Consider the following 16,979-nt stretch of genomic DNA (forward strand, 5'->3'; position numbering starts at 1 on the left):
GCAAATCATACCAAAAACACAAAGAAGTCCCGTTTATTTACGGAACCTCGCTGTTATACTCGCCTATCATAACCCCTTTTTTCAGATTTTGCAAGTACTTCTTCTGTATAAACGACAAGCAAAAAATGGCAATATTTTCGAATAAAAATACAACTTCGCGTACAACTGAAAAGTCTTCTCCTCCATGAAATCTCAGGAAAATAAAGACGGAATCTGCGGCACAAAGATATAATGAAACCGACATAATTCCTATACAGTTCCGATACATCCTCCCGAATGCCCTATCATAGACCGGCCGCTCCATTTTTTCATTCAGCTTAAGGAATGCGGCCGTCCCTAATGATAAATATACGGCAGGGAGGAATAAAAATACATACGGAACCGCTATAAAAAAATTACGACTTCCTTCATTATCCAGCATTCCTGCAGTAATAATGAGCAAAAAGTAAAGAAGCACAAAAGCAGAATTTTTTATAAAAATTTTCTTTTTTTCGGCTTCAGCATCAGGAAACAGGTAATAATCTCCTGCATACCGATACCTTTTTTCTTCCTTACCATCCTTCCCGGTTCCAATCTCAAAGACATAATCTTTGTGGTATTTCTTCATACTTTATACCATTTTGCTTTCCAATTTCTCTATCACGCTGCGGATGCAGCCATCCTCGAAGGGACTTTCCAATCCGACCTCTTTCACCATATCCGTATAGAAATCCTTTGCAGACAGCTCGCAGAGTTTCAGGTAACTCTTCCATGCTTCTTCGTAATTCCCGTCCATTTTAGCCTTGTATTGGAAGGCGCAAGTCTGAGCCAGGCAGTAATCGATATAATAAAAAGGCCAATTATAAATATGCTGCTGCTTCTGCCAGAAGCCTCCTTTGCTAAAGAACAGATCGTCCTCATAATCCATATGTGGTCTGTACTCTTTTTCCAGTTCAAGCCATGCAGCCCGTCTCTCCTTCGGAGTCATATCGGGATTCGCATAAGCGATATGCTGGAATTCATCCACCATGCAGCCATAAGGAATGAATGCCGCCGCATCCTCCAAGTGCATGCTCTTGTAATCCTGTGCTCTGCCGCCGAAGAAAAGCTCCGTCCACCCTTCCGCAAAGAATTCCATGGACATGGAGTGGATCTCCGCCGTCTCCATAGTAATGTCCCTGTGCTCCTGAATCGGATCTTTACCTGACAGATAGCCTTGAAACGCGTGTCCGCATTCATGGGTAATTACGTCCACATCTCCGCTGGTTCCGTTAAAGTTCGCAAAAATGAACGGAGCACCGTAGACCGGGAGGTAAGTCATGTAACCGCCCGCCTTTTTTGTCTTTCTGCCGAGCACGTCGAACAGTTCATTTTTCATCATAAAATCGAAGAATTCTTTCGTCTCCTGAGACATCTCCGAGTACATCTTCTGTCCGGCGCTCATAATTTCTTCCGGCGTACCTTCCGGCGCAGGGTTGCCATCCAAAAAATAAACTGCCGTGTCGATGTAGGAAAGCTTATTAAGCCCGAGACGTTCTCTCCTTCTCTCGTGCATCTTCTCCGCGAAAGGAACGAAGTACTTTTTGATCTGATTTCTGTAGTTCTCCACCATGGTCTTGTCGTAGCTGTTACGTCTCATCCGGTAATAGCCCAGCTCCACGTAATTCTCATAGCCCATCTGCCTTGCCTGCTCCGTTCTGTTCTTCACGAGCTTGTCGTATATCTCATCCAGCTCGTCTTCCACAGAGAGGAAAAAGGCACTGTATTTCTCATAGGCTTTCCTGCGTATATTTCTGTCGCTGTTTGTAAGGTGGGGACGCATCAAAGAAAGATTGAGTTTCTCTCCCTCCCATTCTATTTCAGCAGACGCGATCAATTTGTTGTATCTGGTAGCAAGGGCGTTTTCCTCCTGCATGAGGGGAATCAGCTTCTCGTCAAAGGACTTGATCTCCAGCTCAATATTTTTAAAGGCCACTTTTCCTATCTTACCTTCTAAATAAGAACGATACGGGGAATCATACATCGCTTGCCTATATTCCACCATCAGGTTTGCAAGCTTCGGTTCCATTTCGTCATAGTATTCCTTTTCCTTTTCATAAAACTCATTGGCAGTATCGATATCGTAGCGGATACCGGCAATGGTCATTGTCGTTTCCACTTTATTAGAAAAGGTATAGAACTTTTGATGTACCGCAAACTGTTCCTCACCGCTTTCTGCATTTTTAAATTCCTCGATGATCTGACGGAATTCCTTCTCCACATCTTCGTATTTGACCCTTTCATAGGGCATATCCTTAAATTTCATATCGTTCTCCATTTCTTTTCAATACCTGCTGACTTTGTTTTCCTACTAACCTCTTTCCGCAAAGCGGCAGCTTGGCCTTCGCCAATTTTGTTCTTACTTATCCTTGCCTATAAAAAAGTCATTTAAATTCAGGAGTGCTTTCTCCAAAGCAATCTTCTCTTCTTCAGTAAGACGGGAGAGTACGGCGTCTATCATCTCCTCATGGAAACGCTTATGATGCTCGTAGGCCCGTTGGCCTTTGGAAGATAAGGATACTAAAACAACACGCCTGTCCTCTTCGCTTCTTTCCCGGTTCACAAATCCCTTTTTTACCAGACTGTTCACTGCTATAGTGAGCGTGCCCGTAGTAACGCCAAGGGACTTTGCGACGGCAGTCATATTCTTGGGACTGCCCAAACCGATCGCTTCGATGACGTGCATGTCATTTGTAGTAACGCCTTTATATTCCTCTGTCTGAATCGCCCGTTCCTCTATATTGTTGATATTGCGAAACAGCTTCACGAGTACATCATTCAGTGTCCGTTTGATTTCCACCGTATCACTCTCCGTAACTAATAATAAAATAAGTATAGCACGAATTTTCTTAGATGGTCAAATCTTTCTGACGAAGCACGGAAACTAAGAAAATCAAATCCAAAAGCTAAGGTTCTTAATACCCCGGTGCTGCTTTTACAGCAATACCGGGGTATTTTACATTCATTAATTTTCTGTATTTTCTGTACTCTCGGTTCCCTCGGCGCCCGCCTTATTTGCTAAGGATCTCTTTATACGAGGATAGCCCACTGCCAATACTACGCCAACTGCTGCAATAAGAAGTATGACATAGAGCATTACCGGCGAATCATCTCCGGTCTTAACACTGCCTACCGTCAAGGCGGTTGCCTTAGCCGCAGATTCATTTGCCTGACTGTTATCAGCATTTCCTTCAGAGTTTGTGCCGCTATTATCTGCGCCTTTATTGCCGTTGTCATTCTTTCCGCTATTACTATTGTCCGAGTCCATATAGACGATGGCATAAGTCGAGAATCGATCCGTCTCAAACTGTATGGTATCCGGGTTCTGATCCAAATCTTCAAGCAATACTGCCTGTCCGTTATGAACCCGTACAATCCAGAAAGTACGATCAGCCTTGCGAAGTGCCTCCGGTATAGTAACTACTACGCGAATTTTATCGCTCAGTTCCGTTAACTGCTCCGGCTGTGCAGAACCTGCTGCCTTGAACAGCTCCATGTTTAAATAAAGTCCCAATGTCCTGCCCTTCAAAATGCTGGAAATTGCTCCCACATCTGCTGCCGAAGGGTTATTCAGCAGCCCAACATTCAGTGTGATACGAACATCCTCACCAGACTCTAAAGCTTTGCGATCCGCCTCAGTTAAGAGGCTGTCAATTACGCTGCTATCCAGCTCTGTCTTCGGCGCGCCTGCTCCTACTTCCACCACCGCTCCTGCTGCCGATGCCTTAATCAGTATTACCAGATTAGTATAGCCTTCCACTGCAATCTCTATACGATAATTATCCGCTTGGCTCAGATATTCCGCAGGTATGGTAAAGGTACACTTATCCGCACTCAAGCACTTATCCAGGCCGATACGCGCATTTAAAGAGGTCTCATTTATCATAACTACTGCTTTCCCATCTGCGATGGCCTTTAGGAATGCGTCCTTCCACGCTCCTTCCCCCAGCCTTATAGAGAAATCTTTCCCCTTTATCAGTTGCCCTCCGGCACTTACTGCATCTGCCGGAACCTCCTTGCATCCGCTATCCGTTGCCAAAACCTCCATCGTGGCATTCCTCAGATAGAAGTTACCTTCGCCCACTTTCCTTCCGGACAAAAGGTATTTCAGCATAATCGGATTACCTCCATTCGTCATATTCGAGGTAAAGGTAAATTCATAGTCCTTCCATTCCTTCGTGGTAGCGATGGTCTCATGAAGTGCCTCTGCCCAGGTATTGTCCTCCTGCACCGACATTTCATAAGTATCTCCCAGATCGGACTTGGCCTGGAACTTAAGCTTATAATCAATCCCCTTAGTAATGGATACCGGGTGGAACAGCATTCTCTGATAATTAATATCGGCCGTTGCCGCCTGAATAGTAAGCAGCCCATCCTGATTGGTGAACTTAGGATCTCCATTACTCTGATCATGTCCCTTCCATTCCGCAGAGGGCCATGTGACCGGCTTCATATCCACTCCGGTATAGTCGATAATTACATTATTTTTAGTCGTACGGGTAAGGCGGATATTGTCCACAGTAACTACACTGCCCTTTTCCAAGATCAGGAGGAACTTTCCTTCCTTGTCTGTCACTCCCTTGGGAATGGCAAAGTTTACTTCATATTTCTTAATGCCCTCTGCCGCTTTATAGCCGAGGCTTTCCTTCATATAAACTTTGCTTTCATCCTTGCTGACAAAGGCTACTTGGAATCCTGTATCCTTCTCACTGCTAAGTTCTATCTCAAAATGATATTGATCGGACTGCAAAAGCTCCATTCCCGTCTGATACAGCCTAGGATTCTCTCCCGTGGCAGTAATAATTGCTTTTCGGTTATAATCCTTATTATCTCCCAAGGATACCACGCGGGCCGTCACATCCTGCAGATACCAATAACCCAATCGGTCTGCTCCCTGATCAAAGCTTCCGTTGTAAATCTGATTCCCATCGGCAAGCGGTGTCTTAGGGATATCCGTGGTATCCTTTACCTCTTCTTCTACCTGCTTAATCGTTACATTACCGATCCATACCGTTCCTGTATTCAGTCCAAGATTGAATTCCAGACGTGCTGTAGGATCAGAATCCTTATCCATGGTAAAACGATGGGAAAAGTGCTGTGTCTGTGTGGTCAATGCTGCATCGTAGTTTGTTCCATAAGCAGACCATCCGTTATCAGCATCTCCTGCTGCCTTGGCGATAATGCTCCTTGCCGCAGATGCCTTTGCGTCAAAGCTAATCTCATAGGTATAGCCTCTCGCTGCCGGGAAGTGTTTGATTAATTGTATGGCATAATTCTGATTTCCTCCCTTGGCAATATCTATCTTGGCCATCTTACTGCCGTTTACTGTCTCTACGGCACAGGTCGCCTCTCCTCCGAAGTCCTTTCCTACGAAAAACTGCCAGTCGGTATCCGCGGGATTCACTTCCGTTACCGTCTTAAGGGTGGCCATTTGGTTATCCCCAAGGTAATCGCCGGCTTCGCCTCTCGGCTGATAGGCGGCACTTTTGAAGGCTTCTGTATCCTTATCCATATCAGGCTGCTCCAGTCCGTCCTCTTGATAGCCTGCTTCTTTCTGATAGACTCTTACATAATCAACCTCCATACTGGAAGGGAAACTTGCCTTACTAAGATCAGCCTCCTGATCGAAGGTTCCTCCTACCGCCAAATTGAAAATAACATAAAATGGAACATCAAAGGGTGCTCCGTAAGTATAATTTTCGGCATTTCCCTCACCTTTGCTCCAGAAGTTGGAAGTAGTATAGTATGGCACATCATCCACAAGCCAGGTAATCTTCCCCGGTTCCCATTCCAAACTGTAGAGGTGATAACCGCTGATATCCGTTTCTGCCGTATCGAAAGAATAACTCTTGCCCGAGAATATATTGTTCGGCCACTGCGATCCATAATGTATGGCTCCGCCGACTTCTCCAGGCAAACGGCCTCTCGCTTCCATAATATCGATTTCTCCCGAAGCAGCCCATGTACCATAAATTGAAGTATCCTCCGGAAGCATCCAGAATGCCGGCCACAAACCTTCTCCCAAGGGCAGTTTCATCCTCGCCTCTACCCTTCCGTACTTGGCAGCAAAAAGGGTCTCTCCCTCATCCGTCTTGGTACGAATACGAGTGGAGGTATAGGACATTCCCTCCTTCCCCTCCTTCTTAGCGGTAATCTTCAACTTACCATCCGACAGTTCATGATTGGAATCCGTATAATATTGCTTCTCCTGATTTCCCCAGTTATCCGGACCGCCATTGGGATCTTTCGTTCCAATTTGGAAAGACCACTTGGACATATCCAACTGCGTACCATCGAATTCATCATTCCAGATCAGCTTATATCCCTCATCAGCACGGTTTAATTTGTCTATGGTATAGTCCTTCGCTACAAAAGGATTAAACTCATAAATCTTCCGTACAGTGTCTGTCACCGCACTGCTTGTATCAGTATTCCGGAAATAGTAGGCAATGGCTTGTCCACCCTTCAGGCTGAGCCCCTCTGCTACTGCCTCCCAATTATCATTAGTCAGCTTGTCCATATCCAGGGTATTGGGCGCACCCTTGTCCGGGTCACTCGCCGCCTCCTCTGCTGCCGCTTTACTGTCGAATATTCCATAGAATACTTTGGCAAACTGACGCTCGGCCGAAACATCCTGTTGGAAGCATATCCGGGTTCCTTCCCGGTTCACAGCTATTTCTACCGCCGGGACAGATACCAGCTTCTCAGTCAGTGTAATATCCGCAATTTCCATGGTACCGGCAAGGTTTGCTTCCGCCCCTCCCATTGCTCCCATAGCAAAGTACAATGTCTTATTCGCAAACTCCTCTGCTGCTACTTCTTTGCTATAATGGTAGGACTCATTTGCTTTTAGATCAATAGTCTCTACAATGAATCCCCCATCATCCAGCTTTACTACTATCTTCTTATCAATGGAAGATATAATATCGAACTCTATTTTATAAGTAGTATTATTCTTTACAGGCAGCTCCTTAACCATATATTGCAGGCCCCATTCATTATATTGCGATCCCCATTCACCCTCCTTACCGTAGCAGGCCGCCTGAATCGTCACCTTCTGCCCTTCCTCGATATAGGTTGCATTTGCTCCTGCCCAATCACTTCCTACATATAGCTCTGTAGCCGTCGTTTCAAGATTTATCCCCTTCCCTGATGACAGAAGTCCTGCAAAGGCCTCGACGGATGCATTGGTATCCTTCGATGTTTCGTTCTCTTGCAGTGCTGTACCCAGTGCTTCGCTCTTTTCTGGCTGTGTCTCCGGCGTGTCAGTATTTTCCGGCTGTTCTCCCGACATACCGTTATCTCCCGGCTGTACCTCTACAGGAACAGTCTCACTCTCACCGTTTTTCCCTGCTTCTCCATTATCGCTTTCCGGTGCTGCTCCCCCTTCGGCAGCTTCTGTTTCCTGCGCTGCCGTATTCGCACTTACCGGCTCACTGCCATGCACCACTGCCACCGGCTGCATAGCCAATGTAGCGGCTAACAGGGCTGCAAATACGCGCTTACCACATCTGTTTGCCTTCCTTCTCATTACGATTCCTCCTTATAAGTTTTCATAAGGGCAATTTCCATGATTACATAAAAAAAGAAAACACCCCTCCTTTTTGCATCATAGCAAAAAAGAGGGGCTAAAAAAGTATCCATTTTTATTGTAAGGTATGGTTTTTATACTTTTGCTTATTTTATATTGTTTTCACCTCAATTTTTCGTCAAATTATATGTTAATTCAATAAATCACCACAATTCTATTATTTATTTTGTTCACTTTCTACCGCCTGAACTACCAATCTATGGTCTTCATTACTCGTGCAGGTAGAGAAGGTAATTACCTTCTTTCCTTCCTCCGGCAGGATATCTGTCTCTATTTCCGAAGAGGCCACAGCCTTCTCTAAATAGGCATCAAAGCCTTCTGCCCCTTGCGGAAATACCTGATAGGTGTCCCCCTCCGCCTCCGTCATATAAGCAGCAAAAATCTCATATCGGCAGCTTCCCTCAGGAGTATAAATCCATACATAAGGATTGTTATTCACCGTCTCTTGCCGAAGGTATTGACGCAGCCTGCCGAACATAGAGGCATCCTTCCGATTATGTCCATAGACAATGGTATTCCAATCCGAGAAATCTCCCTGGTTCTCTGTTGCCATAAAAATGCAACCCGCCTGGTTCGTCTGCCCTTCAAAAGTACGGCCTAAGTAAGCAGCATTATCCTCTCCTTGAACAATGGGATAACTGATCGGTACAGCTCCGAATTCCACCCAGCCTACTGTATCCGCATTCTTATCGAGCAGCGCCTGAAAGTCAATGGATAATTTTCCACCGTCATCCTGTGCGATGCTGCTCTCCGCTTTCGCATCTGTTCTTTCTTCTCTGTCAGTTTCTTTATCCGTTTCCGCCTCATCCTGCTGCTTTACTGTTTCAAGGAGCTGTTCATATTCGTTCTCAGCTTGGTCGTATTGCCCTTTCATTCCTGCCAGCTTCCATGCCGAGAATCCGATTACCCCAATGGCTATAAGTATGATTATCATACCGGTCCATCCCTTTTTTTGCTTCATCCCGCCTACCTTTTCCACTGTGTTTCTATTTATTCTATTATCCGCTTATTCCACTTCCTATTTATTATTAATCAAAGAATCTCCTTTGTCAATGTATCAAACTGCCATTCCTCCAATACAAAAAGTTCCCCATCCTCTTTTTCTTCATATCCATGAAAGCCCCTCGCCTTTTGCCCGTCTTCCGATGCCTCAGCTGCCTCTTTTGCACTGTCCGCATTCTGCTCCGCACTGCTCTTGCCGATGCCGTCTTCCATTTCTTCCATTTCCTTCTTCATCTCCTGAATCTTCGCATCCAATTTCAGCGCACGCAAAATGTTATTGATATCCTCCGGAGAAAACATGTCTATCGCTTTCCCCAGCTGATCGATATTATCCCGATTCACCATAAGACATCCGCCTCCCGACAAAGGAATCCGGATTACATTTTTCCGATTGCTCATATCTCCGAGACAAAGTTCTCTTTTTTCGTTATCACAGCGGAAAATAACTCCTTTATATTCCACAATACCGTTTTCATCCGCAAGATAAGAATACGGTGCTCCTTTTCCCTTCTCGGGAATCGCCTGAGCCTTGTCTTTATCATTCACCAGCTTGTCTTTCATCTGCCGGGCAATGCTTTCCGCTGCCTCCCCCTCCGCAGTGTTATTTGCAAATTCCGGCCGGCTTTCCGTCCTTATTGCCATATGATAATAATTGGTCTGTGATGTATTGATTTCTCCAATCAGCATACGATATATCCCCCTATAATAATATTTACTATAATAACCTTTGCTATATGTATCGGCATTTTTTATAAATAGTAAATAGCTGCAAACGATTCTACCTCTCGTTTGCAGCTATTCATTGTTTTTCTATAGAAAATATGTGCAGATATACTTTTACTTCCTACTTCTGTCCATAATATGCATTTGCACCGTGCTTCCTATAATAGTGCTTATCCTGCAGTTCCGCAGGTGCAGGAGCTACCTCGCTGTTAATCCGCTCACAGCGAGCAGCCATCTTAGCCACTTCTTCCAGCACTACTGCATTGTGTACTGCTTCATTGGCATCTTTTCCCCAGGAAAACGGTCCATGGTTCTTGCAAAGAACTGCCGGAACCGCTTCATAATCTTTATCCATAAAATAATCGGCAATCAGAAGACCGGTATTCTTCTCATAAGCACCTTCGATTTCTTCCTTAGTCAGACATCTGACACATGGGATTTCTCCATACATGTAATCTGCATGAGTCGTACCGTAGCACGGAATTCCCCTGCCGGCCTGGGCCCAGCTCGTCGCCCACGAAGAGTGAGTATGCACGATACCTCCCACCTTCGGAAATGCTTTATATAACTCAAGATGTGTTGCCGTGTCGGAGGAAGGGTTATATTTCCCTTCTACCTTATTACCCTCCATATCCATAATAACCATATCATCAGCCGTCAGCTTGTCGTATTCCACACCGCTGGGCTTAATGACGAAAAGCTGTTTCTCCCGGTCAATTCCGCTCACATTTCCCCATGTGAAGGTAACAAGACCGTATTTAGGCAACAGCATATTGGCTCCATATACTTGTTTTTTCAGTTCTTCTAACATATTTGACTCCCATCTGCATGTTTTAGCACGCACACAATTCACTTGGCGGCATTTCCGGGCAGCAGGCTTATTTCATGCTTTGTACTGCGGCCTTTTCTATCGGCAATCCTGCTTTATAGCGACTGATGAATGCATCAAATCCTTCCACATCCTTCGGATCAGGAGCCATCTTAATTCCTTTATTTCCTGCAAATACCTTTTCATTAAGATAATGAGAAAGTGTCTCATCATCTTCTTTGTTGTCCATATAGGAGGCAAGTACGGCGATTCCCCACGCTCCGCCTTCTCCCGCAGTCTCCATAACAGATACCGGAGTATCCATAGCCGCTGCCAAAAAGCCCTGACCAACACCTTCCGTCTTGAACAAACCGCCATGACCGAAGATTTCATCCGCCTGAACCTTCTCCTCTTTAAACAGGATATCCAGCCCTATCTTCAAAGCTGCCAAGGAAGAATAAAGATGAGACCTCATAAAGTTAGCAAGGGTGAAATTGCAGTTCATCTCGCGCGCGAACAGAGGGCGTCCCTCATCGAAGCCGGTTACCGGTTCTCCCGAGAAATAGCAATAGGAAAGCAGACCGCCGCAATCGGCATCTCCTTCTAACGCCTTAAAGTACAAATCATCATAGAGCTTAGGCATATTCACTTCCAAGCCAATCGTCTCCATAAATTCTTTGAAAATATTTACCCATGCATTTAAATCCGAAGTACAGTTATTACAATGAACCATAGCTACCAGATTTCCATCCGGCGTGGTCACTAAGTCGATTTCCGGATATACCTTAGAAAGGTCTTTCTCCAACACGATCATAGCAAAAACGCTCGTTCCGGCAGAAACATTACCAGTTTTCACTGCCACGCTGTTAGTCGCGGTCATGCCGGTTCCCGCATCGCCTTCCGGAGGACAGATCGGAATTCCGGCCTTCAGCTCACCGGTAGGATCCAAAAGCTTCGCTCCTTCTTCCGTAAGAGTTCCTGCATTTTCACCGGCAAGAAGAACCTTGGGAAGTATATCCGTTAACTTCCATGGGCAATTACCTTCCGCTACCAGTTTGTCGAACCGCTCTATCATCTGCTTATTATAGTCTTTCGAATCGATATCGATGGGGAACATACCGGATGCATCGCCCACGCCGAGCACTCTTTCTCCTGTAAGCTTCCAATGTACATATCCGGCAAGCGTAGTGAAGAAATCAATATCCTTCACATGCTCTTCCTTGTCCAGAATCGCCTGTCTTAAATGGGAAATACTCCATCTTAAGGGAATATTGTAATTAAATAATTCAGTCAGCTCCGCTGCTGCCTGCCCTGTCGTGGTATTTCTCCATGTACGGAATGGAACGAGAATCTCGCCTTCCTTATCAAATGCCATATAACCGTGCATCATCGCACTGAAACCGATGCTTCCTATTGTCTGAAGCGAAACATCATATTTACTCTTCACTTCCTCAGCCAGTTTGCTATAGCTGCCTTGAAGGCCCTTCCATACATCCTCAATACTATATGTCCAAACACCATCTTTGTATTGATTCTCCCATCCATAGCCACCGGAAGCGATAGGGAAATTATCTTCCCCTATTAAAACCGCCTTTATTCTCGTTGAACCGAGCTCAATACCGAGCGCCGTCTTTCCGCTAAGAATCATTTCTTTTATATTGCTCATCTGATACCCCTTCCCTTAAAATGTTATCCAGTCTATATGGTATTATCTGAATGCAACCTCATTCCATCTGAGTTCATTCTTGAAGTTTCTGATCGTTGTATCATTATCGATAACAACACTTTCAATTCCCATAGCTGCCGCCCAGTCTACCATCTGGTCTACCGTAAGGTCATAAGAGAATGCCGTATGGTGTGCACCGCCTGCGAGAATCCAAGCCTCCGCTCCTACCTTAAGGTTAGGCTGAGGTGTCCAGAATGCTGCCGCAACCGGAAGCTTCGGCATCGGTTTTTCTATCTTCTTACAGTCTACCGCATTGATAATCAGGCGGAATCTCGTTCCTAAATCGATCAGGGAAGTAGCTACACCCGCGCCAGTCTTGGAGGTAAATACGAGGCGAGCAGGCTCTTCTCTGTTACCCATGGAAAGCGGATTTACTTTGATGCTTGCTTTTCCGTCCGCAACGGTAGGACATACCTCAAGCATGTGGGCCTGAAGAATACCTTCCTTGCCGGGCACAAGATTATAAGTATAGTCTTCCATAAAGGAAGTTCCCTTAGCATCTTTAATTCCGGAAGCCATAATCTTCATCAAACGGACCATAGCTGCTGTCTTCCAGTCGCCTTCTCCTCCGAAGCCGTAGCCTTTTTCCATAAGTCTCTGGATAGCCAGTCCCGGAAGCTGCTTAAGCTCTCCCAAATCTCCGAAATGAGTAACGATAGCCTGATAGTTCTTCTCTTCCAGGAATTTCTCGAAGCCGATTTCAATGCCTGCCTGAACAGCTACATGTCTTCTGAATTCAGCCGCATCTTTTCCTTCTAAGATTATATCATATTTTGTGTAATATTCATCAACAAGAGAATTAATCTCTCCTTCTTTTACATCTTTTACATACTCTATGATTTCGTTAACAGGATAAGCATCTATTTCCCAGCCGAATTTAATCTGTGCTTCTACTTTATCGCCTTCTGTTACGGCTACATTTCTCATGTTATCCGCAATACGGCATACGCGGATATGGGAGGATTCCATAATACCGATTGCCGTTCTCATCCAGTCAGCAAGCGTCTTCTGTACTTCTTTATCACTCCAATGTCCGACTACGATCTTTCTCTCGATTCCCATACGGCTTACGATATGTCCGTATTCCCTATCTCCGTGAGCGGACTGGTTCTCGTTCATGAAATCCATATCGATGGTGTCATAAGGAATCTCTTCGTTAAACTGGGTATGAAGATGCATCAGCGGCTTTCTGTATTCCTGAAGTCCGAGTATCCATGACTTCGCAGGGGAAAAGGTGTGCATCCATGTAATAACACCTGCGCATTCTTCATCCGCATTAGCCTCGTTGAAGGTCCTTCTGATGAGCTCGTTGGTAATCAGAGTAGGCTTCCATACAATTTCAAAAGGCAGTATGCCGGACTTATTCAAATTCTCTACGATTATCTTAGAATGCTCCGCAACCTGAGCGAGACATTCATCTCCATATAAATCCTGAGAGCCTGTGCAAAACCAAAACTTGTAATTCTTTCCTGTTTTCATTCTTCAATCCTCCTATAAGCTTATTGTTTGTGGTTGTTATACCGATATGACGGCGGTATCAGTCGGCACATCGGCAAAGTTGTACTTATTTATAGCAGTTGTATTGTTTTGTATGTGTTCTGCCAAACGCATATTTCAATTGTATCTATATAACATATACAAATATTTACAGTTTCTCAGTAAATCTTTATAAGATAATATTATATTTTTCCCTTTCACTTGTCAATATACAAATGCATGTTTATAATACAAATTTAAAAAAGTTGTATTTATTATATTAATACAACTTCTGTTTTTTGATATGAAAAAAGTGAACTGATGAATCAGTCCACTCCGAGTTCTAACGATTAACTCCCGGGCCCCTGGCGTGATACAGGGTTCACAATTATCTATTCCTGCATCATGCTGTCCAGATACCCTCTGTCCCACAATAATATTTTCAGCTTTTTTGCTGCCTCCACGGCAGGCGCTGTAAAATAGTGATTAGTAAGTACTGCGCCTACCATACGATCGTAGTAGTCCTTGCCCGCATATGCTTCCTGGATAGCCTTCACTCCTACCGGAGAATCGTAACGCTTACATTGGATGGCGTAGGTTACTCCGTCCTTCTCCGCCAATATGTCAATGCCGTAGTCGCCGCTGCCTTTCGTTACTTCTACATCGACGAAGCCTCTTTCCTTCAAAAGCTCTGCACAAAACTGTTCAAAATCCCGGCCCTCCATTTCATCGATTGCGGAAGGGCTCCCGGACTTTCGCTTCTTAATATATATTAATGTAATAACTGCCGCCAAAAAAATGGCGGCGATCGCACTTATCAGTACCATTGTACAGTCTCCTTAAAACTCCCTAAAAAATTCCACAAGCCGATTTATACCCTCTGTCGCCCGAAATTGAATAAAATTTATCATTAATTTCTAATTTACGGTTGCAGATAGTACTTTGGTAGTATATTATAATAATATTCGCTTGCATATCATGATTAACACTCTTAATCATTCTCATCTTACCGGAGGTAATTATGTTCGATTTTAAATTTGATTGGTGCAAGGAAATGGAATGCGGCGTTGAGATTATCGACGCGCAGCACCGCGAGCTATTTCGTATTGGCAGAGATATAGAGCAGCTAATTATGAACAACTGTCGGAACGTTTCCAACCAACAGCTTTTGGATATCGTTTGTGCTCTGCGGGATTATGCCTCATATCAACTCTATACGGAGGAGAATCTCATGGATAAGTACAACTATCCCGATTCTTCCAAAAATAAAAAATCTATCAACGATTTCAAAAATAATGTTTTAACCATAGATATGAAGGAACTGAGCAAGAATCCTAAAAAGACGCTTATTCAGTTAAAAGAGTATTTGCAGACTTTCCTGTTTAATCACATTTTAGTGGAGGACCGGGACTTGTGCAAATATCTTAATTCACGCGGCGTATATTAACAAGTACTAAGTCCCTAAGGGACTTTTTTATATCATAGGAGGGACCTTGCCGCTTTAATGCGTGAAGGTGTTCCTTCTTATGGTATAAACATTTGTGCTGCCCTTCGGGCGAATGATGCGCAGTTATTTTCCTATTTTCAGGCTTCTATAACGGTTAAAGCAGGCGAATACCTCCTGCTTTCTGGGAAGTGCCAGTCCTGACGGCAGGTAACTTCCTTGCACTACAGCAGCAAGGCCTTTTTTCTCCACCAGTTCCATTAGTTTATTTACTATCTCCCTGAGATTCTCTTGTCCATTGAACATATTATGCTCCGCATAGGCGAGTATATAGCCTAACGCCATGGCTTGTTCTGCATCGACGAGCTGCTCTACATAGTGGAGATGAATCGTTTCTTTTCCCAGAACGACACTTTCTTTTCCCATTCCTTTTATTTTTGTGTGCTCTGGCTCTCTTACATTGCCTTCAGCGTTTTCCCCGTTTCTATTCTTTCCTCCGCGACCATACTTCTGTGCATAATAATTGTTTCCTTTGCGCTCCTCTATCGCCTTGACAGCGCGGACGGGGATTCTCTCATAGTCCGGCATGGCCGGGATGTCCCCGGGAAGAGATACCGCAGGGAAAGCTTTCGCCTCTTCCTTTGCGAAGTCCGTAATTTCTTCCGGCCTGTAGTGGTCCATCTGGATAATGCAGTCCGCAATGTTGAAATAGGAACCCGAGCTCCCCGCCACAATGATGCAGGATATGCCGTTCTCTTCATACAAAAACCTTGCCCTCTCTATAAAAGGGGTAATGGGCTCCTTGTCTCTGTGGACGACGCGCTGCATCAGTTCGTCCCTTACCATGAAGTTCGTCGCACAAGTATCCTCATCTATCAGTAAAAGTGTAGAACCGCTTTCTATAGCTTCCACCACGTTCGCCGCCTGAGAGGTGCTTCCACTGGCATCTTCCGTATGAAAACGTTTGGTATCCTTTCCGCCGGGAAGATTATTTACGAATAGTGAAATATCATCTCCCGTCACGCTGCGCCCATCCTCCGCACGTATTTTTACCGCATCGGACTCTGTAATGACATATTCCCTGCCGTCTCCTGCGATATGATCGTACACCCCGAGTTCCAGGGCCTTTAAAAGGGTGGACTTTCCATGATAGCCGCCTCCTACGATGAGGGTTATGCCTTTTTTGATTCCCATACCGGATATTTCACCCTTATGAGGAAGCTTCATTGTCACTTCCATGGACTTGGGAGAAGCGAAAAGCACACTGTTTTTCATGGGCCTGTCCGAAATGCCGGACTCCCTTGGAAGTACGGAGCCGTTGGCGACGAACGCAGCGAGCCCCATTTCTGCCAAATGCTCTCTGATGTAGTATCTGTCATCCGCAAGAAAAAGGGTATGTTTCACTTCCTCTTTATTTAACATAGAATAAAACAGAACCCCTTGTATACATCTGGGGAGGAAGTCAAATAATATCTTTTCCAGCTCCGGCGCACAAATCGTTCTGCCGTTGGCAGGAAAGCCAATTTCCAGACGCAAGACAATAGCCCCGCTTTCAGGCACGATGACACATGCTGTTCTCTCAAGCACCTCCTGCCCGCAGCGGCTTACCGACAAAAGGCCGCTTTTACCGGAGCCCTTCGCTTTAAAATTATATTTATCCGCCTCACTGCCAAACAGACGAAGCAGATAGTCCTGCATGGCAATCCTGCGTTCCTTCCTCTCATAGCATTCCTTCGGGAAGCCTGCCGCCTTGCCCTCTACGTGTATGCTCACCTTGGAGGGGGATGCGAAAGGGTCACCCTGTACATGGTCTATGGACAGCTCGTATTGGCCAAAGGAATAACTCCCCCGCGTGTCCTTATAGGCCGGATAGCCTTTTCTGTCGATCGCTTTAAGAATATTCTGCAGGTCTGCCGATGCCTTCATTTTTTGTACCTCTTCTAGTTTATATTATTTCTTATATTTTAATTTCATTTACTTTTAATCCGATTATGGAATCAAAGCTTTATTCATAACTTATCATATAACTTTTTGGCGTAAATGAAAACCGTAAATTCTCAGACCCCAGGGCGTCTAGTACAAAATATCCCGAATCAGGAGTAAAAATTACGTTTTGTCTCGTTTTTCTTTCCCATTGAACAAATCTCAATTCTTTATGGTATAATGGTTCAAACAAATAAACCAAAAATAA

At 44.7% G+C, this 16,979-nt stretch carries 12 protein-coding genes; 1 reads left to right on the plus strand and 11 read right to left on the minus strand.

What is annotated here, in order from left to right:
* Positions 1 to 37: 37 nt before the first annotated feature.
* From CC90_RS0114845 to CC90_RS0114895, 10 genes are all read right to left on the minus strand, one after another.
* Positions 38 to 607, minus strand: coding sequence for a hypothetical protein (locus CC90_RS0114845; protein WP_031391543.1), 570 nt, complete (start codon positions 605 to 607; stop codon positions 38 to 40).
* 3 nt (positions 608 to 610) lie between these two features.
* On the minus strand, positions 611 to 2,284 hold the full coding sequence (locus CC90_RS0114850) for a M3 family oligoendopeptidase (RefSeq protein ID WP_031391544.1): 1,674 nt from the start codon (positions 2,282 to 2,284) through the stop codon (positions 611 to 613).
* Between the two features lie 93 nt (positions 2,285 to 2,377).
* Positions 2,378 to 2,818, minus strand: a complete 441-nt coding sequence (locus CC90_RS0114855; RefSeq protein ID WP_031391545.1) for a MarR family winged helix-turn-helix transcriptional regulator — start codon at positions 2,816 to 2,818, stop codon at positions 2,378 to 2,380.
* A gap of 165 nt (positions 2,819 to 2,983) precedes the next feature.
* Complete coding sequence (locus CC90_RS0114860) at positions 2,984 to 7,549, minus strand: carbohydrate binding domain-containing protein (protein WP_031391546.1); 4,566 nt, start codon at positions 7,547 to 7,549, stop codon at positions 2,984 to 2,986.
* Between the two features lie 217 nt (positions 7,550 to 7,766).
* Positions 7,767 to 8,570, minus strand: coding sequence for a class B sortase (gene srtB / locus CC90_RS22470; protein ID WP_035315747.1), 804 nt, complete (start codon positions 8,568 to 8,570; stop codon positions 7,767 to 7,769).
* 71 nt (positions 8,571 to 8,641) lie between these two features.
* Complete coding sequence (locus tag CC90_RS0114875; protein WP_031391548.1) at positions 8,642 to 9,298, minus strand: hypothetical protein; 657 nt, start codon at positions 9,296 to 9,298, stop codon at positions 8,642 to 8,644.
* 157 nt (positions 9,299 to 9,455) lie between these two features.
* Positions 9,456 to 10,145, minus strand: coding sequence for an L-ribulose-5-phosphate 4-epimerase (locus tag CC90_RS0114880; protein WP_031391549.1), 690 nt, complete (start codon positions 10,143 to 10,145; stop codon positions 9,456 to 9,458).
* Positions 10,146 to 10,212: 67 nt separating this feature from the next.
* The gene (locus CC90_RS0114885) at positions 10,213 to 11,808 is read right to left on the minus strand and encodes a xylulokinase (RefSeq protein WP_031391550.1); all 1,596 of its coding nucleotides are present in this window, start codon (positions 11,806 to 11,808) and stop codon (positions 10,213 to 10,215) included.
* A gap of 42 nt (positions 11,809 to 11,850) precedes the next feature.
* Positions 11,851 to 13,347 (minus strand): L-arabinose isomerase, encoded by a 1,497-nt coding sequence (gene araA, locus CC90_RS0114890; protein ID WP_031391551.1) that lies wholly within the window; start codon positions 13,345 to 13,347, stop codon positions 11,851 to 11,853.
* A gap of 389 nt (positions 13,348 to 13,736) precedes the next feature.
* The gene (locus CC90_RS0114895; protein ID WP_031391552.1) at positions 13,737 to 14,171 is read right to left on the minus strand and encodes a restriction endonuclease; all 435 of its coding nucleotides are present in this window, start codon (positions 14,169 to 14,171) and stop codon (positions 13,737 to 13,739) included.
* 194 nt (positions 14,172 to 14,365) lie between these two features.
* On the opposite strand from CC90_RS0114895, the gene CC90_RS0114900 reads away from it, so the two are divergent.
* Complete coding sequence (locus CC90_RS0114900) at positions 14,366 to 14,791, plus strand: bacteriohemerythrin (RefSeq protein WP_051869632.1); 426 nt, start codon at positions 14,366 to 14,368, stop codon at positions 14,789 to 14,791.
* Positions 14,792 to 14,914: 123 nt separating this feature from the next.
* Here CC90_RS0114900 and CC90_RS0114905 read toward each other — a convergent pair whose 3' ends face one another.
* Positions 14,915 to 16,714: an ABC-ATPase domain-containing protein gene (locus CC90_RS0114905; RefSeq protein ID WP_031391554.1), complete on the minus strand. Its 1,800-nt coding sequence runs from the start codon at positions 16,712 to 16,714 to the stop codon at positions 14,915 to 14,917.
* Positions 16,715 to 16,979: the final 265 nt, after the last annotated feature.

The sequence above is a fragment of the Kineothrix alysoides genome (genome assembly GCF_000732725.1).
Lineage (GTDB): Bacteria > Bacillota > Clostridia > Lachnospirales > Lachnospiraceae > Kineothrix > Kineothrix alysoides.

Coding starts and splice junctions, on each gene's coding strand:
- CC90_RS0114845 (WP_031391543.1), bottom strand. CDS start 607: ATGAAGAAATACCACAAAGATTATGTCTTTGAGATTGGAACCGGGAAG.
- CC90_RS0114850 (WP_031391544.1), bottom strand. CDS start 2,284: ATGAAATTTAAGGATATGCCCTATGAAAGGGTCAAATACGAAGATGTG.
- CC90_RS0114860 (WP_031391546.1), bottom strand. CDS start 7,549: ATGAGAAGGAAGGCAAACAGATGTGGTAAGCGCGTATTTGCAGCCCTG.
- srtB (WP_035315747.1), bottom strand. CDS start 8,570: ATGAAGCAAAAAAAGGGATGGACCGGTATGATAATCATACTTATAGCC.
- CC90_RS0114875 (WP_031391548.1), bottom strand. CDS start 9,298: ATGCTGATTGGAGAAATCAATACATCACAGACCAATTATTATCATATG.
- CC90_RS0114880 (WP_031391549.1), bottom strand. CDS start 10,145: ATGTTAGAAGAACTGAAAAAACAAGTATATGGAGCCAATATGCTGTTG.
- CC90_RS0114885 (WP_031391550.1), bottom strand. CDS start 11,808: ATGAGCAATATAAAAGAAATGATTCTTAGCGGAAAGACGGCGCTCGGT.
- araA (WP_031391551.1), bottom strand. CDS start 13,347: ATGAAAACAGGAAAGAATTACAAGTTTTGGTTTTGCACAGGCTCTCAG.
- CC90_RS0114895 (WP_031391552.1), bottom strand. CDS start 14,171: ATGGTACTGATAAGTGCGATCGCCGCCATTTTTTTGGCGGCAGTTATT.
- CC90_RS0114900 (WP_051869632.1), top strand. CDS start 14,366: ATGTTCGATTTTAAATTTGATTGGTGCAAGGAAATGGAATGCGGCGTT.
- CC90_RS0114905 (WP_031391554.1), bottom strand. CDS start 16,714: ATGAAGGCATCGGCAGACCTGCAGAATATTCTTAAAGCGATCGACAGA.